This window comes from Streptomyces sp. NPDC050549 (assembly GCF_040655035.1).
GTDB lineage: Bacteria > Actinomycetota > Actinomycetes > Streptomycetales > Streptomycetaceae > Streptomyces.
The window spans coordinates 77,607-97,811 of sequence record NZ_JBFAJD010000001.1; the positions used below are offsets into that span (position 1 = coordinate 77,607).

Below are 20,205 nucleotides of genomic sequence, written 5' to 3' on the forward strand. Positions count from 1 at the left end.
GAGGCGGGCTCGGCGCCCGCCGTTCCGTGACGGCCGCTCAGAGGGATTCGACGAGGCCGCCGTCGATGACGAAGTCGGCGCCGGTGATGTTCGCCGCCCGGGGACCGGCGAGGTAGAGCACGAGATCGGCCACCTCCGACGGCCGGGTGAAGCGGCCGGTCACCGACTGGTCCGCCGCGCCGCGGGCCACCTCCCCGGGGTCGACGCCCCGCGACTGGCCGACCGTGGCGGCGACCCCGTCGGCGCCCTGCCACAGCGCCGTCTCCACCGGTCCGGGACCGATGGTGTTCACCCGCACACCGCGCGGCCCCACCTCCTTGGACAGGGCCTTGCAGAAGTTGGTCAGCGCCGCCTTCGCCGCGCCGTAGTCGATGACCAGCGGGTCGGGCAGCCGGGCGTTGACCGAGGAGACGGTGACGATACGGCCCGCGCCGGTGGCGAGCAGGTGCGGCAGCGCGGCCCGGGTGGCGCGGACGGCGGCCATGAAGTTGACCGTGAAGGTCCACTCCCAGTCCTCGTCCGTCACGCCGAGGAAGCCGTCGACCCGCGGCCGTACCGCCCCGACGTTGTTCACCAGGACGTCGACACCGCCATGGAGCGCCACGGCCTCGGCGACCAGCGCGGCCGGACCGTCCGGTGTCGCGAGGTCGAGTTCCACGACGGTGAGCTCGGCCCCCTGCTTCACATGCCGGTCGAGGGCGTCGGTGCGTTCCCTCGAACCCGCGACGACGCGGGAACCGGCCGCGAGGAAGGCCTCGACGACGGCCAGCCCGATGCCCCGCCCGGCGCCGGTGACCACGACGGTCCGCCCGGCCAGGCCCGCGTCGGCATCGGACGTCGCGGTCCGGGACGCAGGGGAGGTCATCGCCCGGTCTCCTGACCCTGTTGCCGCAGCCAGGTGAGTACGGTGTCCGCGACCTCGCGCCAGCCGCCGTCGATCGTCAACGAGTGCCCGCGGTCGGGGAAGTTGATGATGTCGGTGACCGCCTCGGAGTGCCGGTACTGCTTGAGGGTGGCCCGGGTGACGACCTCGGGCACCGTGTGGTCCTTGCCGCCGGAGACGAGCAGCAGCGGGCCGCGTCCGCTGTTGTCCGTGTCGACCTTCGCCGGCGAGTGGGGGTTGAAGTTGGCGGAGGCGGCCTCGTACAGCGGCTTGCCCGGTGCGGGGATGGTCCAGCGCTCGTACAGGGCCGCCGATTCCTCCTCCGCGACGGCGTTGCCGAACGCGAACCGGAACTGCTCCGCGGTCAGGGAGACCGCCCGGCGCTTGTTGGCCGGGTTCTTGAAGACCGGGAGCGTCGCCTTCAGCGCGGACAGCGGAAGAGGCAGAACGCCCTTGATCTGCGCCGCGTCGATCGCGACCGCCGCGGCCGCGCGGTCCTGGCCGAGCAGCTTCTGCGCGATCATCCCGCCGAACGAGTGGCCGATCAGGAGGGGCCGCGCGGGCAGCGCCTCGATCAGGGTCGCGTAGTGCTCGACGACGTCGTCGATGCCGTAGCCGGCGATGCTCTCGGGGTTCTGGCGCGCCTCCTCGACGGTGGCGGGGTCGCCGGGCCATCCGGGCGCGGAGGGGTCGTAGCCCTCCGCGCGGAACAGATCGATCCACGGCTGCCAGGAGGTGCTGTGCAGCCAGAGCCCGTGGATGAAGACCACGGGAAGGGGGACGGTCATGGCTGGGCCTCTTTTCTGCGGGTGTCCTGACCCGGCATGTGCACACGAAACCGGGAATCCCGGTGTCATCGCACTGGGGATGCACCCCAGTGGTTCAGGGACGATGCGCTGGGCCTTGATCCAGGCCTTGATCCAGTCGGCCATGTACTCGCATGGTGCGGGCGGGAGTTGAGACACTCCTGTCACTCCGCAGACAACCGAAAAAGGCCCCTGGCCCGCGTTTCCGCGGGCCAGGGGCCTTTATTCGAGGGTGAGTGACGGGACTTGAACCCGCGACTTCCTGGACCACAACCAGGTGCTCTACCAGCTGAGCTACACCCACCATGCCCGGTCGTTCACTCTGCGAGTTTCCGACCGGCCGAGAAAAAGTGTACAGGGTCCGAAGGGGTGCTCGCGCCCGGCTTTTACGGGGTGGGCAGGACGTGCTTCGCGGCGATCGTGCGGGCGGTGTCGGAGTCGGGGCCGGGCTGCGGGACGAAGATCGCCTCGCGGTAGTAGCGCAGCTCCGCGATGGACTCGCGGATGTCGGCGAGGGCGCGGTGGTTGCCCTTCTTCTCGGGGCTGTTGAAGTACGCCCGCGGGTACCAGCGGCGGGCCAGCTCCTTCACCGAGGAGACGTCCACGATGCGGTAGTGCAGGTACTCCTCCAGGGTCGGCATGTCACGCAGGAGGAAACCGCGGTCGGTGCCGACCGAGTTCCCGCACAGCGGGGCCTTGCCCGGCTCCTTGACGTGCTCCCGGATGTACGCGAGGACCAGCTCCTCGGCGTCGGCCAGGGTGGTGCCGCCGGCCAGCTCGTCGAGCAGGCCGGACGCGGTGTGCATCTGGCGTACTACGTCCGGCATCGTCTCCAGCGCCTGGTCCGGCGGGCGGACGACGATGTCCACCCCTTCCCCGAGCACGTTCAGCTCGGAGTCCGTGACGAGGGCGGCCACCTCGATGAGAGCGTCGTCTGACAGCGAGAGGCCGGTCATCTCGCAGTCGATCCACACCATGCGATCGTTCATGTGTCTAACCCTAAGGTGCGTGCCGCCCGGCTGGACCGACTGTGCGGTGACCTTGTGGTGCGGGGGCTCGCGAAAACCCCTGGAGCTCTCGAAAAGCCCCGGAGCGCGCGAAAGCCCCCGGAGATCTCCAGTCGGAGACCCCCGGGGGCAATGCTGTCGCTACGTCGCGCTGCGCTGGCCGGGCAGGCTCGCCGCCGCGCGGCTCGTGGCGTAGGCCTCACGGCCGTTCTCCGCCGCCGAAGCGGAGGAGGCCGCCGCGGTCGCCGCCGACAGCGCGCTCGCCGCTGTACGACGGGTCTGCATCGGGACCGGGCCCTCCGGGTGGAGCGAGGGCGGCGGACCCGCCGGGCCCAGGGACGACGGACCGCCGGGCTGGCCCGGGGCGCCGTCGCCGTCCACCTGCTTGTCGCCCTGGGGCCTGCGGGCGCGGTACGCGGCCCGGTAGGCGGCGGGCGACGAGCCCAGCTGGCGGCGGAAGTGACCGCGCAGCGCCACCGGCGAGCGGAAGCCGCAGCGGCCCGCGACCTCGTCCACCGAGTAGTCCGACGTCTCCAGCAGGCGCTGCGCCTGGAGCACCCGCTGCGTGATCAGCCGCTGCAGGGGAGCGCTCCCGGTGAGCGAGCGGAAGCGGCGGTCGAACGTACGCCTGCTCATGTACGCGCGTGCCGCCAGCGTCTCCACGTCGAACTGTTCGTGGAGGTGCTCCAGCGCCCAGGCGACGACCTCCGCGAGCGGGTCGGCGCCGATCTCCTCTGGTAAAGACCGATCGAGATAGCGCTCCTGACCGCCGCTTCGGCGCGGGGGGACCACCAGGCGCCGGGCGAGCGCGCCGGCCGCCTCGTTGCCGTGGTCCGTCCGCACGATGTGGAGACAGAGATCGATTCCGGCCGCCGTACCGGCGGACGTCAGTACGTCTCCGTCGTCGACGAAGAGTTCCCGTGGATCCACGTGCACCGACGGATAGCGCTTGGCCAGCGTCGGCGCGTACATCCAGTGGGTGGTCGCGGGACGGCCGTCCAGCAGGCCCGCCGCAGCCAGCACGAAGGCGCCGGTGCACAGGCCCACTATGCGGGCCCCTTCTTCGTGCGCCCGGCGCAGTGCGTCGAGCGCCTCCTCCGGCGGCGGCGCGGTGATCGACCGCCAGGCAGGCACGACGACGGTGCCCGCCCGCGAGATCGCCTCCAGGCCGTGCGGTGTGGTGAGTTCCAGCCCGCCGGTGGTGCGCAGCGGACCGTCCTCGCCGCCGCACACAAGAAGGCGGTAGCGCGGAACTCCGGCGTCCTGCCGGTCGATGCCGAACACCGACAGCGGTATGGAACTCTCGAAGATGGGGCCGCCGCTGAACAGCAGCACCGCGACGATCTCCTTGCGGCGTCGCCCGGAAAGCTTCCGGGCCGCGGCTTCCGGCGCGGCAGTGGAGTCGTGGCTCATACTGCTAAGCCCCCCTCGGTGGTCGCGGCTCCTCGGTTGTGTCGCTCCTGCACGTTTCCCCTCGGTCCTGCACGAGTCCCCCGCCGTAAGACGTCAAGATCGAATCTACTGTGTCCAGTGGTGCCGGGGTGACCAGTTCGGCAACCGGCACATTGTCGACATGGCAACTTGGCGTGAAGCATTCGATCACGAAGCGTTGCACTCGTGGGCCGTGCAGGGAAGTGCGCCTCCCCGTAGTGGCCAATCCCCGTAGGGTGCGCAGGGCCTCCCAGGCCCTTTCGGTGCAGGTGGAACGGGGGTTGGGGGGTGGTTCGGACAACAGATGCGCGGTGGCCGGAAGTTGGCTGAAAAGCGTCGGGCGCGTGCGCGGAAACCGGTCAGTCGACCGGTGTACTTCCTCCGGCGTGCCGGCCGCCCCGGTGCGCCCCCGCCGCCGCCCGGTGCCGGTGGCCGCGGTGCGGGGACTCCTCCTCGTCCAGCAGCCGGGCCGCGCCCCGCTCCGAGCGGCGCAGCAGCACCCGGCAGGCGGCGGTGACGGCCGCGAGACCGAGGGCCGTGCCGGTGGCGCCGGCGAGCGAGGCGCCGTACCAGAGGAGGACCAGGGAGACGAGGACGCAGCTGAAGACCGCCCAGCGGACCACATCGGTGGCGGTGTCCGGGCCGGTGTGTGCCTCGGAGGTCGTGCGGTGTCCGGACATGGCGTGCTCCCTGGGGCGGTGGTTCGCCGGGTTCAACGCTTGTTCGATGCGTCGGTCACTGTAGGGCAGCTCATGGGTGGACGCGGGGATAAGTGAATCCTGTGCAAACCGCCTGTACGGGGCAGCAACCATTGCGTTACGGGCGCCCCCTCGTGCATGCTCCGGGGAACTCCGCCGGAGCATGTGCGGGATATGGGCTAAGGAGGACTGGCGCCGTACCCTTGGGGGTATGGGGTTGGGAAGATGATTCCCGGACACAGCTCCGCCGCACACTGTTGTCCCCTCCCAAGAGGATCAAAAAGCCGAGACACCCATGGCCGGTCACGAATCTTTTGAACCCGCGGACCGCAAGCGGCCCGTCGCCGATCCCACGGCGGCCGAGCCCCTGGCGGCGGAACAGCCACGCCATTCCTGCGATCCCGCCTTCAAGCACGGCGTCGTCGTCGGTTTCGACGGCTCCACGTCCAGTGAGCGTGCCCTCGCGTACGCCATCGGCATGGCACACCGCTCGGGCTCGGGCCTGGTCATCGTGCATGTCGCCAACCGGCTGCCCACCACGGTGTGGGCGGGCTGCGAACCACCGGTCTTCGTCGATGTGCCGGATCACCGCACCGAGGTGCTGGGTCTTGAGCTGGCGTGTGCGGAATACCTCGCCGAAGTCCCCTGGATCCTGGTCGAGCGCGGTGGCGACATCTGCCACGAACTCGAAGAGGTGGGGCGGGAGTACGAGGCGGACGCGATCGTCGTGGGCTCGACCCACGGCATCGTCGGACGCATCTTCGGCTCCGTCGCGGGGCGGCTCGCGAAGCGGGCGCAGCGGCCCGTCGTCGTCATCCCGTAACTCGTAGGTCCAACTCGTCGGTCGGCTCCGAATTCACTGCTGTGCAGAGGTGTTTGTGCCCTTGTGAAGGGCATATATCGGTCACACCGCACAACCGCACATGCATGAAGGGAGCCCGCCGTGGACAATGACGTCTCCGCGGGAAGCACCACCTCGATCGTCGGCCGACTCGCCCTGGGAATCACCCTGTTGGCCTTCGGGCTCGGGTACACGGATGTCATCAACGGGGTCTCGGCCGCTGACGCCGTGTCACTGGCCCACTATGTGGGCGGAGTTGCCCTCTTCGTCGCCGGACTGTTCGCGTTCCGCGACGGCGACACCACCACTGGTACGGCCTTCTCGGCGTTCGGCGCGCTCTGGTTCACCTGGGCCGTCAGCGCGGGTGGCTCCGCCTCGGACAACGCGGCGGGGCTGTTCCTGGTCCTGTTCGCCCTGGTCGCTCTCTCGGTGACCCTCGCGGGTGGGGATCAACTCACCCAGGGGGCATACGGGTTGTTCTTCGTCTCCCTCGTGCTTCTCGCCATCGCGCAGTTCGCCGGCAACGACGGGCTGAGCAAGGTCGGGGGGTGGTTCGGTGTCGCTGCGGGGGCTGTTGCCTGGTATTCGGCGACGGCGGCTCTTGCGCACTGGCCGACGGTTCTTCCTCGTCGGACTGCGGGTCGGGGCGTGACGGCTACCAGTTGACCGGCAGTTGGAAAGGCCCCCCACGTGTATGAGGCACACGTGGGGGGCTTTTCCGTTCGTCGGCCGCTACCGGCCGGTGGGGGTTGCTCGCGCCCACGCGGCGGAGCCGCAGATCGATGCAGCCCCGCGCCCCCAAAAAAACAAAAGACGAAAGCCCTACTCCACCGTCACCGACTTCGCGAGGTTCCTCGGCTTGTCGATGTCCCGCCCGAGCACCAACGCCGTGTGATAGGCGAGGAGTTGGAGCGGAATGCCCATCAGGATCGGGTCCAGCTCGTCCTCGTTCTTCGGGACGACGATCGTCTGGTCGGCCTTCTCCTGGTGCTGGTGGGCCACCGCGAGAATGCGGCCGCTGCGGGCCTTGATCTCCTCCAGGGCGGCGCGGTTCTTCTCCAGGAGATCGTCGTCGGGGACGATCGCGACCGTGGGGAGGGCGGGCTCGATCAGGGCGAGGGGGCCGTGCTTCAACTCCGAGGCGGGGTAGGCCTCGGCGTGGATGTACGAGACCTCCTTGAGCTTCAGGGAGGCCTCGCGTGCCACCGGGTAGCCGCGGACGCGGCCGATGAAGAGCATCGAGCGGGCCTCGGCGTACTCGGCGGCCAGCTTCTTGATCTCCTCCTCCCGCTCCAGGATCTCGGAGATCTGGGCCGGCAGCCTGCGCAGGCCCTCGATGATGCGCTTGCCGTCGCGGACCGAGAGGTCACGGGTGCGGCCGAGGTGGAGCGCCAACAGGGCGAACGCCACTGTGGTGTTGGTGAAGCACTTGGTCGAGACGACACAGACCTCGGGGCCGGCGTGCACGTACATGCCGCCGTCCGCCTCGCGGGCGATCGCCGAGCCGACGACGTTCACCACGCCCAGCACCCGGGCGCCCTTGCGCTTCAGCTCCTGGACCGCGGCGAGGACGTCGTACGTCTCGCCGGACTGGGAGACCGCGATGTAGAGCGTGTCCGGGTCGACGACCGCGTTGCGGTAGCGGAACTCGGAGGCGGGCTCGGCGTCCGCGGGGATGCGGGCCAGCTCCTCGATCATCTGGGCGCCGATCATGCCCGCGTGGTACGAGGTGCCGCAGCCGAGGATCTTCACGCGGCGGATCTGCCGGGCCTCGCGGGCGTCCAGGTTGAGGCCGCCGAGGTGCACGGTGGAGAAGCGGTCGTCGATACGGCCGCGCAGCACGCGGTCCACGGCCTCGGCCTGCTCGAAGATCTCCTTGTGCATGTAGGTCTCGTGGCCGCCCATGTCGTAGGAGGCGGCCTCCCACTCGACGGTGGTGGGCTCGGACGTGGTGCGGGTGCCCTCGGTGGTGTATGTCCGGAAGTCGTCGGCCTTGAGGGTCGCCATCTCGCCGTCGTCGAGGGTCACTATCTGGCGCGTGTGGGTGACGAGTGCGGCGATGTCCGAGGCGACGAACATCTCCTTCTCGCCGATGCCGAGGACCACCGGGGAGCCGTTTCGGGCCACCACGATGCGGTCGGGGAAGTCGGCGTGCAGGACGGCGATGCCGTACGTCCCCTCGATCACCCGGAGTGCCTGGCGGACCTTCTCCTCCAGGGTCTCCGCCTGGGAGCGGGCGATGAGGTGGGTGAGGACCTCGGTGTCGGTCTCGGAGAGGAACTCGACGCCGTCGGCCTCCAGCTTCTTCCGGAGGTCGGAGGCGTTGTCGATGATGCCGTTGTGGACGACGGCGACCTTGCTGTCGGCCGACAGGTGCGGGTGGGCGTTCACATCGGACGGGGCGCCGTGCGTGGCCCAGCGGGTGTGGGCGATGCCGGTGGTTCCCTTGAAGCGCGCCGGGACCTTGGCCTCCAGGTCACGGACCCGGCCCTTGGCCTTGACCATCTTCAGGCCGGCCGTCTTCGGGGTCGTGACGGCGATGCCCGCCGAGTCGTAGCCGCGGTACTCCAGCCGCTGCAGGCCCTCCAGCAGAAGCGGAGCAACGTCACGCTTGCCGATGTAACCGACGATTCCGCACATATATACGTGTTCCTAGCCGTAGACGATGCGGCGCAGCTGCCGGAGCGTGAGCTCCGGCGGTGCGACCGCCCGGTATTTCAGGTCCGCCTCGATCCGGTCGAAGATCGTCGCGTTCACCAGGCCCTGGGCCTGGAGCTCGCGGTGGCGGCGACGGACGTAGTCCTCGGTCGTCTCGTCGAAGTAGGCGAGCACGTCCTGGATCACCCGCAGTGCCTCGCCCCGGTTGAGGGGCGTGGAGCGCGTCAGATGATCAACGAGTTCGTCGTGCACCCGGTTGATCCTGGAGTACCGAAGGAGGGTTTGCAAGAATCCTGCCCGATATCGGGCAATCGGCTGTTGAAATTCTTATGGGGCTCTGTTCGTAAGCTGTCCATCCTGTGTCTTGCGCCTCGTTGCTCATATGGACGAGTTTCAGTCGCCATGGACATTCCTCGTATGGGAGTACCCGCGGAGCTCGCCGAGCGCATGAGCATGGCCGAGCAGCACGAGTACCTACGCTCGAAATTCTCCCGGCGCACCATGATCAGAGGCGGCGCCGTGACCCTCGGCGCCGTCGCCGGTGGCGTGTTCGTGCCGGGCGCGGTCGCCCAGGCGGCCGTCCCCAGCCAGGCCTCCGCCACCTATGCCTCCATCTCCGGCGAGTCGATCGACGGGGCCCTCGTCTCCCCGTTCGGCCGGCACCTCGCGTTCGGCAACGACCCGAGCAGCGAGGTCACGGTCTCCTGGCAGGTCCCGGCCGACGTCAAGAAGCCGTTCGTCCGGATCGGCGCGCACCCCTGGGACCTCTCCCGCAAGATCGAGGCCGAGGTGCGCACCCTCTACACCCCGGCGGGCGTCGGCGCGAGCGGTGACCACACCCAGTACTACCTGCACGCCAAGCTGACCCACCTGCGTCCGGGCCGGACCTACTACTACGGCGTGGGCCACGCGGGCTTCGACCCGGCCGAGCCCCATCTGCTCGGCACGCTGGGCACCTTCACCACCGCCCCCGACCACAAGAAGCCGTTCACCTTCACGGCCTTCGGCGACGAGGGCGTCGGCTACCACGGGCTCGCCAACGACAGCCTGCTGCTCGCCCAGAACCCGGCCTTCCACCTGCACGCCGGCGACATCGCCTACGCCGACCCGGCCGGCCAGGGCAAGACCGCCGACACCGGCTTCGACTCGCGGATCTGGGACCAGTTCCTCGCCCAGACCGAGTCGGTCGCCAAGTCCGTGCCGTGGATGCCCGCCTACGGCAACCACGACATGGAGGCCTGGTACTCGCCCAACGGCTACGGCGGCGAGGACGCCCGCTGGACCCTGCCGGACAACGGCCCGGACAAGGAGCACCTCCCGGGCGTCTACTCCTTCGTCTACGGCAACACGGCGGTCATCTCGCTGGACGCCAACGACGTGTCCTTCGAGATCCCGGCCAACCTCGGCATCTCCGGCGGCACCCAGACCACGTGGCTGGAGGCGCAGCTCAAGAAGTTCCGCGCGTCCAAGGACATCGACTTCGTGGTGATCTTCTTCCACCACTGCGCGTACTGCACCTCCACCGCGCACTCCTCGGAGGGGGGAGTGCGCAACGAGTGGGTGCCGCTGTTCGAGAAGTACACGGTGGATCTGGTCATCAACGGCCACAACCACCAGTACGAGCGCACCGACGTCATCAAGAAGAACGCCGTCGTCAAGAAGCTGCCGATCGGCGGCACGGCGTACCCGGAGACCGAGGGTGTCGTCTACGTGACGGCGGGTGCGGCCGGCCGCAGTCTGTACGCGTTCTCCGCCCCCGACTCCTACGAGGGTCACGTCAACGACCTCGACTCGGTCGCCGCCTTCATCAACACGAAGGACGGCAAGGTCAACGAGACGGTCGCCTGGTCGCGCGTGCGCTACCTCAACTACTCGTTCCTGCGCGTGGACGTCCAGCCCGCGCACAAGGGCCGTACGGCCACCCTGACGGTCCGCGGCATCGCCGAGACCGGCGCCGAGATCGACCGCTTCACGGTCGCCCGCAAGGCCAAGTAAGCACGGAAACAACAGAGTTACGCCCGGAAGGCAGGGCGCAGTTCAGCGATCGGGCGGTCCTCACATGCGTTTGAGGACCGCCTGTTTGGCCATCGAGAACTCCTCGTCCGTGAGCACCCCGTCCCGGTGCAGCTCGCCGAGTTCCCGCAGCCGCCGCAGCAGCGCGTCGTGGCCGTCCTCCGTCGCGGCCGTCAACTGCCGGGCAGGTTCGGGCCGTTCGGTCCGTACGTCCGGTTCGGCGGCGGGGTGCGGGAGCCGGGCCTGTACGGCCGCGGCGATCAGGGCCATCAACGGGTCCTTCTTGAAGCCCCACAGCTCCACGGAGTTGGGGTCGTACTTGGGCGGCGCCTTGGTCGGCGCGTGGCGCACCGCGAAGCGGATGTAGCCGTTCTCCAGCCCGGCCGACGGGCGCCACTCCACGCCGACGAGGTCCGTGACGGCGAGGGCGCGGGCACCGGCGGCGGACTTGGCGTCCTCGGTCTTCCAGTTCCACTCCAGCCGTACATGCTCGCCGTCGAAGCTCGCGGTGCCGTCCCCGGCCGACACGGAGAGCGGCACGGCCGGGCCCGGCAGCAGGTATTCGGCCACCGGGTCCGCCGGGACCTCGTCGAGCAGCAGGGCGCCCCGCACCTCGTCCACGAAGTACTCGGCGACGCCGTAACGGTCCGACTCGACGGCGAGCTGATAGGGGTCGTCGCCCTCGGCGAGCCTGCCGCCGGTGGCGTGCAGCAGCGGGTCGGCGCCGTCGCGCAGCCGCAGTCGCAGCCGCCCCGACTTCCGGCCCTGCTCGAACGAGACGCCCGCCAACGCGCCCAGGGGGACGACGAGTTCGCCCAGCGTCCTGCGGAACAGACCGACGTTCCTGTCCCGTCCGGGAGTAAGCCGCAGGGCGTCGCCGTCGAAGATCCAGGTGCCGTCCTTCTGGATGATTTCCGCCATAGGGGGGATTGTTCCATCGCCTTGGCGACAGAATGGTCTGTACCTGTCCGGCTGCATGGAAGGGACCGCTTGTGAGACACCTTGTGAGACAGCGCCACAGAACGACCCGCCTCCTCGGTTCGCTGCTGCTCGTCGCCGCCGCGAGCGTGTCCGTCGTCGGCGCCGCGCCCTCCGCCGGGCCCGCCGCCGTCACCCCGCTGGGCCGGGTGGTCCCGGCGCCCGCCAAGGTCACCCCGGCGGGACACCCGTACCGGATCACGAGCGGCACCCGGATCCGCGTCGACGACACACGTGAGTCGCGCCGGATCGGCGAGTACCTCGCGGGCATCCTGCGCCCCTCCACCGGCTACCGCCTGCCCGTCACCTCGCGGGGCAAGGGCGGCATCCAACTCCGACTGTCCAAGGGCACGTTCGGCGCCGAGGGCTACCGGCTGGTCAGCGGGACCTCCGGTGTCACCATCACCGCGGGCAGGCCCGCCGGACTCTTCCACGGCGTCCAGACCCTGCGCCAACTCCTGCCCGCCGCCGTCGAGAAGAACTCCGTGCAGCGCGGCCCCTGGCAGATCGCGGGCGGCACCATCGAGGACTCCCCGCGCTACGCCTACCGCGGCGCGATGCTCGACGTCTCCCGGCACTTCTTCACCGTCGACCAAGTCAAGCGCTACATCGACGAGTTGGCCCTCTACAAGATCAACGAACTGCATCTGCACCTCAGTGACGACCAGGGCTGGCGCATCGCCGTCAACTCCTGGCCGCGCCTGGCGACCTACGGCGGCTCGACCGAGGTCGGCGGCGGCGCGGGCGGCTACTACACCAAGGACGACTACAAGGAGATCGTCCGCTACGCCGCTTCGCGTTTCCTGGAGGTCGTCCCGGAGATCGACATGCCCGGGCACACCAACGCGGCCCTCGCCTCCTACGCCGACCTGAACTGCGACGGCGTGGCGCCCCCGCTCTACACGGGCACGGACGTCGGCTTCAGCTCGCTGTGCGTCGGCAAGGACGTCACCTACAGCTTCGTGGACGACGTGATCCGCGAGCTCGCCGCGCTCACCCCGGGCCGCTATCTGCACATCGGCGGCGACGAGGCGCACTCCACCAGCCATGAGGACTACGTCAAGTTCATGGACCGGGTCCAGCCGATCGTCGCCAAGTACGGCAAGACGGTGATCGCCTGGCACCAGATCACCGGAGCGCATCCGATCAAGGGTGCCCTCGCCCAGTACTGGGGACTCGACGACACCGACGCAGCCGAGAAGGCCCAGGTCGCCGAGGCCGCGAAGAACGGCACCGGGCTGATCCTCTCGCCCGCCGACCGGGTCTACCTCGACATGAAGTACACCGAGGACACCCCGCTCGGCCAGGACTGGGCGGGTCTGGTCGAGGTGAAGCGGTCCTACGACTGGGACCCGGGCAACTACCTTGCCGGGGTGCCGAGTTCGGCGATCCGGGGCGTCGAGGCACCGCTGTGGTCGGAGACCATCGTGACCGGCGCGAACATCGACTACATGGCCTTCCCGCGGCTGCCGGGCGTGGCCGAGCTGGGCTGGTCGCCGGCCTCGACGCACGACTGGGACACCTACAAGGTGCGGCTCGCGGCGCAGGCCCCGCGCTGGGACGCCCTCGGGATCGACTACTACCGGTCGCCCCAAGTGCCCTGGCCCGCAAGTTAGTCGAGCTGCATTCGGGCATGAGGCGGGCACCCCGGAGGACCGTACTCCGGGGTGCCCGCCTGTTTGTGGGGTCAGAACCCGGCGATCGGGTTCTTCAGGGTGCCGACGAGCTGGAGCGCGCCGGACGGGTCAGCCAGGTCCACCATCTGCTCGTTGTTGCGCAGCTGGAGCCGGTTGAGGCAGGACAGCGAGAACTCGGGGGCGAACATGTCGTACTGCCGGAACTTGTCGGCGAGTTCGGGCGCCGAGTCCTGGTACTCGCGGGTGACCTCCGCGACCGTTCGCCAGAAGTCGGCCTCCTCCAGGACGCCTTCGGCGGCCAGGTTGGCGGCGAGGAAGCGGAAGAAGCAGTCGAAGACGTCGGTGAAGATGGACAGGAGCTTCTTGTCCTCGGGGACCTCGACCCGCAGCCGCTCCACCGTCGGCGGCAGCACCGCGTCCGGGTCCATGACAGCGATCTCCTCGGCGATGTCCTTGTAGATCGCGCGCTGGACGACACCGTCCTTCAGGACGAGGATCACGTTCTCGCCGTGCGGCATGAACACCAGGTCGTAGGCGTAGAAGCTGTGCAGCAGCGGGGTGAAGTACGCCCGCAGATAGCGCCGCAGCCACTCCACCGGGGCCAGCCCCGAGCGCTCGACCAGCGCGCCGGCGAAGGACGCGCCCTCGTGGTCCAGGTGCACCAGCGAGGCCATCGTCGCCAGGGACTCGCCGTCCCGGAGCGACGGCACCGGGCTCTCGCGCCACAGGGCGGCGAGCATCTTGCGGTACGGCGAGTAGCGGTCGGTCGCCGCCTCGTACTCCAGGTGCCGGTAGCCGACGGCGGCCCGCTCGCGGATGATCGTCAGGCCGGTGGACTTCAACACCGGGTCGTTCTCGATGAGTTGGGCGAGCCAGTCGTTGATCGCCGGGGTCGCCTCCATGTAGGCGGCCGAGAGTCCGCGCATGAAGCCCATGTTGATGACGGACAGGGCCGTCTTCACGTAGTGCTTCTCGGGGTTCGACCTGTTGAAGAAGGTCCGGATGGACTGCTGGGCGAGGTACTCGTCGTCGCCCTCGCCGAGGCAGACGAGGTGGCCGCGGGCGACCTCGGCGGCGAAGGTGACTGTGAGCTTGTTCCACCACTGCCAGGGGTGGACGGGGATGAGGAGGTAGTCGTCGGGGTGGAGACCCCGGTCCGTGAGGGTGGCGCCGAAGCGGTCGAGTGTGGCGCTGCCCAACTCGCCCTTGACGAACGACTCGTACTCGATGCCCACGCCCGCCGTGAACGCCGCCCGTGAGCGGTGCGCGGCCAGCCAGAGCAGCCGGACCGGGCTCGCGGTCTCGGGGGCGTACGAGAGGTAGTCGTGGATGCCGAAGCCGAGCCGCCCGTTGTTGGCGACGAAGCAGGGGTGGCCCTCGGTCATCCCCGTCTCTATGGCCTGGAAGTCGCTCGTCACCAGCTCGGCGACCGGGATCTGCGGCTTGGTGAGCTTGTAGCAGGTGCCGGAGAGGGTGGAGGAGATCTCCTCCAGATAGACCGGCAGGATCGCCTCGCTCAGTCCGAGCGACTCCTGCAGCTCGATGAAGAACTCCAGGGCGGCGAGTGGGAGTTCGGTGCCGTCACGGTGCCGGGTGATGGAGTCGGCGTCGATCTGCCAGTGGTCGAGGGCGTGCCGGGTGGCGGTGAACCGGTAGCGGGTCAGGCCGTCGTCGCTGCGGACGACGTACAAGTCGCGGTCCTGCGCGGCCGGTTCGGGAGTGATCAGCCGCTCGTGCGCGAACTCGGCGAGGGCCTTGCGGATCAGCTGGCGGTTGGCCTTCTCCCAGCGTTCGGGGGAGAGATGGGCCACGGCGTCGGCGAGAGTCATGCGGTCACCGCCGCGGCGGCCGTTGCGGTCAGGAACTGTTCCCGTGTGCAGAAGCTCAACAAGGCCTTCTTCTCCGGCTTCTGGATCTCGCGCTCGGGCACGAACCCGACCGCCTCGTTCAGGGCGTGCACGGCGGTGTTGGACACGTCCGGTTCCACGACGACCCGTGCGACGGCCGGGTCCTCGAAGAGCCGGGCCATCACCGCGGTGATCACCGCACGGGTGAAGCCGTGGACGGGCGTCCCGGTGGCCGGCGTCAGGAAGTGCATGCCGACATCACCGGCCAACGGCTCGTACAGCCCGACCAGTTCGCGATACCCCGGGTCGTAGTGCTCCATCAGGAAGACGGGCACCCCGTCCTGGAGCCCGAGCAGCGCGTGCTGGTGCTCGTCGGCCGCGATCTCCACGTAGGCGCGCTCGACGTCCTCCAGTCTCGCGTCCTGCATCATCCAGTACGCGGACTTGGGATGGGTGACCCACCGGTGCAGCAACTCGGCGTCCCGCAGCGGGTCCAGGGGGCGGAAGGTGAAGGTCATACGGCGAACTCCTGGAACGCGATGGTCTGTTCGACCGGGTAGTACTCGGTGCCGAGCAGCTCACGGATGATGTACGAGTTGCGGTACGCGCCCATGCCCAGGTCAGGGGAGGTGATGCTGTGCGCGTGGACGCCCGCGTTCTGCAGGAAGACGCCCCGGCCCGTGGTGTCGATCGAGTAGTTGCGCGCGATGTCGAAGTTGCCACGCGAGTCGTAGCGCAGCCGCTCGTGCACGGGCTTGAGGAACTCCGGCTCGGCGTACTTGTAGCCGGTGGCGAGGATCAGTCCCTGCGAGCGCAGGGTGTAGTCCTTCCCCTGCTCCTCCTGGCGCAGCCCGAGTTCGTAGACGCCGTCGCGGTAGGTGACGTCGTTCAGCGAGGAGTTGGTGAGCAGCCGGGTGGGAACGGGTCCGCCGACCTTCTTCTGGTACAGCAGGTCGAAGATCTCGTTGACGAGGTCGCCGTCGATGCCCTTGAAGAGGCCCTTCTGCTCGGCCGTGAGGCGGTAGCGGGTCTGCTCGGGCAGCGCGTGGAAGTAGTCGATGTACTCAGGGGAGGTCATCTCCAGCGTGAGCTTCGTGTACTCCAGTGGGAAGAAGCGCGGCGAGCGTGTGACCCAGTTCAACTCGTAGCCGTGGACGTCGATCTCACTGAGCAGGTCGTAGTAGATCTCGGCGGCGGACTGCCCGCTGCCCACCAGCGTGATCGACTCCTTGGCCTGCAACTCCGCTCTGTGCTGCACATAGCGGGAGTTGTGGATGAAGTCGCCGCCCAGACCGGCGACGGCCTCGGGGAGGTAGGGAGGGGTGCCGGTGCCCAGGACCAGGTGCCGGGCGCGGTAGAGGTCACCGGCCTCGGTCCGGACGACGTAGACCTCGTCCTCGTACGTCACCTCGGTGACAGTCGTGCCGAAGCGCACGTTGGTGAGCCTGTTGGCGGCCCACCGGCAGTAGTCGTCGTACTCGACCCGCAGCGGATAGAAGTTCTCGCGGATGTAGAAGGGGTACAGACGCCCCTTCTCCTTCAGGTAGTTGAGGAAGGAGTACGGCGAGGTCGGGTCGGCGAGGGTGACCAGGTCCGACATGAACGGGGTCTGGAGGTGGGCGCCGTCGAGGAACATGCCGGCGTGCCACTCGAAGTCGGGCTTCGAGTCCAGGAAGATCCCGTCGAGTTCGGCGATCGGCTCGGTGAGGCAGGCGAGGCCGAGGTTGAAGGGCCCGAGCCCGATCCCCACGAAGTCGTAGGTCCTGCCGGCGGGTTCAGGAAGCGCGGTCAAGGGACTCTCCCAGGTACTGCTCGGCGTGGCCGGCGATCAGGTCGAGGACGGCGGCGATGTCGTCGGCCGTCGTCTCGGGGTTGAGCAGGGTGAACTTCAGGTAGTGGCGGCCGGCGACCTTTGTGCCCGCGACCACCGCGTCACCGGAGGCGAACAGGGCCTTGCGTGCGTACAGGTTGGCGCGGTCGATCTCGGCCGGGTCGGTGACGGCGGCCGGGATGTAGCGGTAGACGAGGGTGGAGAGCGAGGGCTCGACGACCACGTCGAACCGCGGATCGGCGGCAAGGAGTCGCCACCCCTCCTCGGCCAGGTCGCAGACCTCGTCGAAGAGTTGGCCGATACCGTCGGCGCCCATCACGCGCAGCGTCATCCACAGCTTGAGCGCGTCGAAGCGGCGGGTGGTCTGCAGGGACTTGTCGACCTGGTTGGGGATGCGCTCCTGCACCATGCGGCGCGGGTTGAGGTAGTCCGCGTGGTAGGTCGCGTGGCGCAGGGTGTCGGCGTCGCGGACCAGCAGGGCGGACGAACTCACCGGCTGGAAGAAGGACTTGTGGTAGTCCACGGTGACCGAGTCGGCGCGTTCGATGCCGTCGATGCGGCTCCGGTGCTTGAGGGAGGCGAGCAGCCCGCAGCCGTAGGCCGCGTCGATGTGCATCCACACCCCGAACTGCTCGCACAGCTCGGCGACTTCGGGCAGCGGGTCGATGGAGCCGAAGTCGGTGGTGCCTGCGGTGGCGACGACGGCCATGGGGACAAGACCGGCGTTCTTGCAGCGCTCCAACTCCCGGGCGAGCGCGACCGTCTGCATCCGCTTGTCGGCGCCGACGGGTATCGACACGACGGCGTCCTGCCCGAGTCCCAGCAGTTTCGCGGACTTCTTCACGCTGAAGTGGCTGACCTCGGAGGCGAAGACACGCAGTTTGGCCAGGCTGTCGGTCTTCGACTCCTCGCGGGCCAGCAGCAGCGCCTGGAGGTTGGACTGGCTGCCGCCGGAGGTGAACACCCCGTCGGCGTGCGGCCCGAGGCCGATCCGTTCGTTCGTCCAGTCGATCAGCTTGCGCTCGATGAGGGTGCCGCCGGCCGACTGGTCCCAGGTGTCCAGGGAGGAGTTGACGGCGGAGAGCACCGCCTCGCCGAGCACCGCGGGGATGACGACCGGGCAGTTGAGGTGGGCGAGGTAGCGGGGGTGGTGGAAGTAGATCGCGTCCCGCAGGTAGACCTCGTCCAGCTCGTCGAGCACGGCGCCGGTGTCGTGGAGCGGTCGGTCGAGGTCGATCCGGTCGATGAGGGGGGAGAGGGCGTCGGCCGTGACGCCGGTGAACGGTCGTTCGGTGGTGGCGAGTTTGGCCGCCACCCGCTCCACGCCTTGAGTCACGGAGCGGCGGTAGTGCTCCGCAGTCGTGTCATTGAGCAGGTGCGAGCGCATGTGGGGGTCCTCCGGTGGGGACGGGCTTGAACTTAGGTAAGGCTAACCTAATTTAGATCTTTCGGAACCTGCCCCTCCCGTGACTGCCGTCACTCGCGCCTCACCCGGCTTCGCGCAACTGCTCCTCGCTGAGCCCCTGCCGCCAGTACCCCACGAAGGTCACCCGCCGCCGGTCGAACCCGCGCTCACCCACGAAGTGCCGCCGCAACGACTTCACTTGACCGGACTCGCCCGCGATCCAGACGTACGGCCGCTCGGCGTAGGGGAGTTGGGTCGCGCGCAGGGCGCCGAGGGCCATGGGGGACCCCTCGGCGCCCTGGTTCTCGTGCACCAGCCAGGTGACTTCGGCGTCGGCCCCGGTCACCAAGTCCTGGATGTCACCCGCATGTTGGACCTCCAGCCACACCCGGGCACGCATGCCCGCGGGCAACGCTTCGAGGATGGCGGACACGGCCGGCACGGCGGTCCAGTCGCCCCAGACGACCACGAGATCGGCGTCCTCCGGCGGCCGGAACCGAATCGCCCGGTTGTCCGCGACGGCCGGACCGAGCACCACGACCCGGTCCCCGGCGGAGGCGCGAGACGCCCACCGGGAGGCGGGTCCGGCAGGTTCGTGCAGCACGAAGTCGATGTCGATCTCGTCGGGATCGCGGCGCAGCGCGCGGAGTGTGTACGAGCGCATCACGGCCCGTACGTCATCGGGCAGTTCGCGCCAGGCCTGCCACCACCCGTCACCGAGCTCGTAGGGCACGGCGGGCTTCGGCTGACCCGGTTGCGGCAGGAAGAGCGACAGGGACTGATCGCACCCGTCGGAGAAGAAGTGCGCCAGGTCGTCCCCGGCAAAGGTGACGCGGACGAGAGACGGCCCGAGCCGCTCCGCCCGCAAGACGTGGAGTGAGAAGAAGCGGAACGGACCGGTCATGGGGTTCCTTCAAAGAAGCGGGAGGGGGCGCCCCAAAGGGGCGCGGGGAACTGCGCGACCGGCCGCAACCGGCCCGCAGCTCCCCACGAAAGCGAGACCACCCCAGATTCAGCTGACCTTCTTCGCGTTCTCGATCGCCTTCGCCAGATCCTCGAGCAACGGCGCACACTTGGCGTACGACAGAATCGGCTCGGGATTGCGGGCGATCACCTGGTTCGCCTTCACCGCGGGCAGCTTCTTCCACGTGCCCTCAGTGATGTCCGCGGGCTGGATCGCCGACGTCCGGTTGTCCATCATGATGATGTCCGCCCCGTACTTGTCGACGTTCTCCCAGCTCAGGTTCTCGTACCAGCCACCGCTCGCCTTCAGTGCGGCAGCCGAGGGCTCGACGAAGTTCACGCCGAGAGCCTTGTAGTACTCCAGGTCGACGGAGAGGTCCGACCCGGAGACGTAGAAGATGTCCTGGCTCGCGGACCCCGCGAGGACCTTGATGTCCGGCTTGGCCTTGGCGGCGGCGCGCAGCCGTGCGGCGGCCTCCTCGAACCGCTTCTTGGCCGCGGTGATCGTGGAAGAAGTGGTGTCCGCGCCGAGGGACCTGGCGAGCTCCAGCATGCGCGCGAGCGGCGTCGGCAGCTGGACGTCGTACACCGAGATGCCGACGGTCGGCGCGCCCACGGCGAGGATCTTCTTCTTCGACTCCTCCGGGACGTACCAGAGCGTGCCGGTCGCGTCGAACATCGTGGTGATGAGGACGTCGGGGGAGAGGGCCGCGTACTTCTCGATGTTGAACTGGCCCCACTCGTTGCCGATGATCGTGACCTTGCCGATGTCGAGGTCACCGGCCTGCACGTCGGCCTTGCCGTCCTTCAGTCTGGTCGGCCCGAAGACGCCCTTGGACTCGATGCCGTAGTCGTGCAGCGCGGCGGCGACACCGATGAAGGAGACGATGTTCGCCGGGGTCCTGTCGGTCTTCGCGGTCTGGCCGCGGTCGTCCTTGAAGCTCCACGGCCCGGACTTCGCGGCCGTCGTCTCCTTGTCCGAGCCACCGCTTTTCGCGTCGTCGTCGCCGCAGGCTGCGAGCACGGCGCCGAGGCCGAGGGCGCCGCCCGCGGCGAGGATGCCGCGGCGGGAGAGGTGAGTGGCACGGGCGTTGGACATGTGTGGCTGCTTTCGAACAGGGCGGAGCACCCGCCGGACAATTCGAAGGTAGGTTAGCCTAACCTCACTGAATGTCCAGTGGGTGGGGTGGCCGCCGCCCACGCCCCG

General features: G+C 68.9%; 18 protein-coding genes and 1 tRNA gene. 4 read left to right on the forward strand and 15 right to left on the reverse strand.

Features of this window, described 5'->3' with window-relative positions; genetic code table 11:
* Positions 1–37: 37 nt before the first annotated feature.
* From AB0I51_RS00370 to AB0I51_RS00395, 6 genes are all read right to left on the reverse strand, one after another.
* Positions 38–865 (reverse strand): SDR family NAD(P)-dependent oxidoreductase, encoded by an 828-nt coding sequence (locus AB0I51_RS00370; protein WP_362969854.1) that lies wholly within the window; start codon positions 863–865, stop codon positions 38–40.
* Positions 862–1,671 carry an alpha/beta fold hydrolase gene (locus AB0I51_RS00375; protein ID WP_362969856.1) on the reverse strand — a complete coding sequence of 270 codons (810 nt, stop codon included), beginning with the start codon at positions 1,669–1,671 and terminating at the stop codon, positions 862–864. The genes AB0I51_RS00370 and AB0I51_RS00375 overlap by 4 nt, the downstream gene beginning before the upstream one ends.
* Positions 1,672–1,920: 249 nt before the next feature.
* Positions 1,921–1,993: transfer RNA gene (locus AB0I51_RS00380), tRNA-His, on the reverse strand.
* 82 nt (positions 1,994–2,075) lie between these two features.
* Complete coding sequence (orn, locus tag AB0I51_RS00385; RefSeq protein ID WP_362969858.1) at positions 2,076–2,678, reverse strand: oligoribonuclease; 603 nt, start codon at positions 2,676–2,678, stop codon at positions 2,076–2,078.
* Positions 2,679–2,837: 159 nt separating this feature from the next.
* Positions 2,838–4,109 carry a helix-turn-helix domain-containing protein gene (locus tag AB0I51_RS00390; RefSeq protein ID WP_362969860.1) on the reverse strand — a complete coding sequence of 424 codons (1,272 nt, stop codon included), beginning with the start codon at positions 4,107–4,109 and terminating at the stop codon, positions 2,838–2,840.
* Between the two features lie 377 nt (positions 4,110–4,486).
* Complete coding sequence (locus AB0I51_RS00395; protein ID WP_362969862.1) at positions 4,487–4,807, reverse strand: hypothetical protein; 321 nt, start codon at positions 4,805–4,807, stop codon at positions 4,487–4,489.
* 313 nt (positions 4,808–5,120) lie between these two features.
* Between AB0I51_RS00395 and AB0I51_RS00400 the strand changes: the two genes are divergently transcribed.
* Positions 5,121–5,648, forward strand: coding sequence for a universal stress protein (locus AB0I51_RS00400; protein ID WP_019065779.1), 528 nt, complete (start codon positions 5,121–5,123; stop codon positions 5,646–5,648).
* A gap of 120 nt (positions 5,649–5,768) precedes the next feature.
* On the forward strand, positions 5,769–6,332 hold the full coding sequence (locus AB0I51_RS00405; protein ID WP_362969864.1) for a GPR1/FUN34/YaaH family transporter: 564 nt from the start codon (positions 5,769–5,771) through the stop codon (positions 6,330–6,332).
* 156 nt (positions 6,333–6,488) lie between these two features.
* On the opposite strand, the gene glmS is transcribed toward AB0I51_RS00405, so the two are convergent.
* Together glmS and AB0I51_RS00415 are read right to left on the reverse strand one after the other, a co-directional pair.
* Complete coding sequence (gene glmS / locus AB0I51_RS00410) at positions 6,489–8,306, reverse strand: glutamine--fructose-6-phosphate transaminase (isomerizing) (RefSeq protein WP_362969866.1); 1,818 nt, start codon at positions 8,304–8,306, stop codon at positions 6,489–6,491.
* A 12-nt stretch (positions 8,307–8,318) separates the two neighbouring features.
* Positions 8,319–8,576 carry a hypothetical protein gene (locus AB0I51_RS00415; protein WP_317882618.1) on the reverse strand — a complete coding sequence of 86 codons (258 nt, stop codon included), beginning with the start codon at positions 8,574–8,576 and terminating at the stop codon, positions 8,319–8,321.
* 165 nt (positions 8,577–8,741) lie between these two features.
* On the opposite strand from AB0I51_RS00415, the gene AB0I51_RS00420 reads away from it, so the two are divergent.
* Positions 8,742–10,319 (forward strand): metallophosphoesterase family protein, encoded by a 1,578-nt coding sequence (locus AB0I51_RS00420; protein WP_362969868.1) that lies wholly within the window; start codon positions 8,742–8,744, stop codon positions 10,317–10,319.
* Positions 10,320–10,379: 60 nt separating this feature from the next.
* On the opposite strand, the gene AB0I51_RS00425 is transcribed toward AB0I51_RS00420, so the two are convergent.
* Positions 10,380–11,258, reverse strand: a complete 879-nt coding sequence (locus AB0I51_RS00425; RefSeq protein ID WP_362969870.1) for a DUF4429 domain-containing protein — start codon at positions 11,256–11,258, stop codon at positions 10,380–10,382.
* Between the two features lie 83 nt (positions 11,259–11,341).
* On the opposite strand from AB0I51_RS00425, the gene AB0I51_RS00430 reads away from it, so the two are divergent.
* A complete protein-coding gene (locus AB0I51_RS00430) occupies positions 11,342–12,931 on the forward strand; it encodes a beta-N-acetylhexosaminidase (RefSeq protein ID WP_362969872.1) in 1,590 nt (529 codons plus the stop codon).
* Positions 12,932–13,002: 71 nt separating this feature from the next.
* On the opposite strand, the gene AB0I51_RS00435 is transcribed toward AB0I51_RS00430, so the two are convergent.
* The 6 genes from AB0I51_RS00435 to AB0I51_RS00460 form a co-directional block, all read right to left on the reverse strand.
* Positions 13,003–14,781 carry an IucA/IucC family siderophore biosynthesis protein gene (locus tag AB0I51_RS00435; RefSeq protein ID WP_362969874.1) on the reverse strand — a complete coding sequence of 593 codons (1,779 nt, stop codon included), beginning with the start codon at positions 14,779–14,781 and terminating at the stop codon, positions 13,003–13,005.
* Positions 14,778–15,317, reverse strand: coding sequence for a GNAT family N-acetyltransferase (locus AB0I51_RS00440; RefSeq protein WP_362969876.1), 540 nt, complete (start codon positions 15,315–15,317; stop codon positions 14,778–14,780). Before AB0I51_RS00440 ends, AB0I51_RS00435 begins: the two co-directional genes overlap by 4 nt.
* Positions 15,314–16,591: a SidA/IucD/PvdA family monooxygenase gene (locus AB0I51_RS00445; protein ID WP_362969878.1), complete on the reverse strand. Its 1,278-nt coding sequence runs from the start codon at positions 16,589–16,591 to the stop codon at positions 15,314–15,316. The genes AB0I51_RS00440 and AB0I51_RS00445 overlap by 4 nt, the downstream gene beginning before the upstream one ends.
* The gene (desA, locus tag AB0I51_RS00450; protein WP_362969880.1) at positions 16,575–18,017 is read right to left on the reverse strand and encodes a lysine decarboxylase DesA; all 1,443 of its coding nucleotides are present in this window, start codon (positions 18,015–18,017) and stop codon (positions 16,575–16,577) included. The genes AB0I51_RS00445 and desA overlap by 17 nt, the downstream gene beginning before the upstream one ends.
* 100 nt (positions 18,018–18,117) lie before the next feature.
* Entirely contained in the window at positions 18,118–18,939 is an 822-nt protein-coding gene (locus AB0I51_RS00455; protein WP_362969882.1) for a siderophore-interacting protein, read from the reverse strand.
* A gap of 108 nt (positions 18,940–19,047) precedes the next feature.
* Positions 19,048–20,097, reverse strand: coding sequence for an ABC transporter substrate-binding protein (locus AB0I51_RS00460; RefSeq protein WP_362969884.1), 1,050 nt, complete (start codon positions 20,095–20,097; stop codon positions 19,048–19,050).
* Between the last annotated feature and the right edge of the window lie 108 nt (positions 20,098–20,205).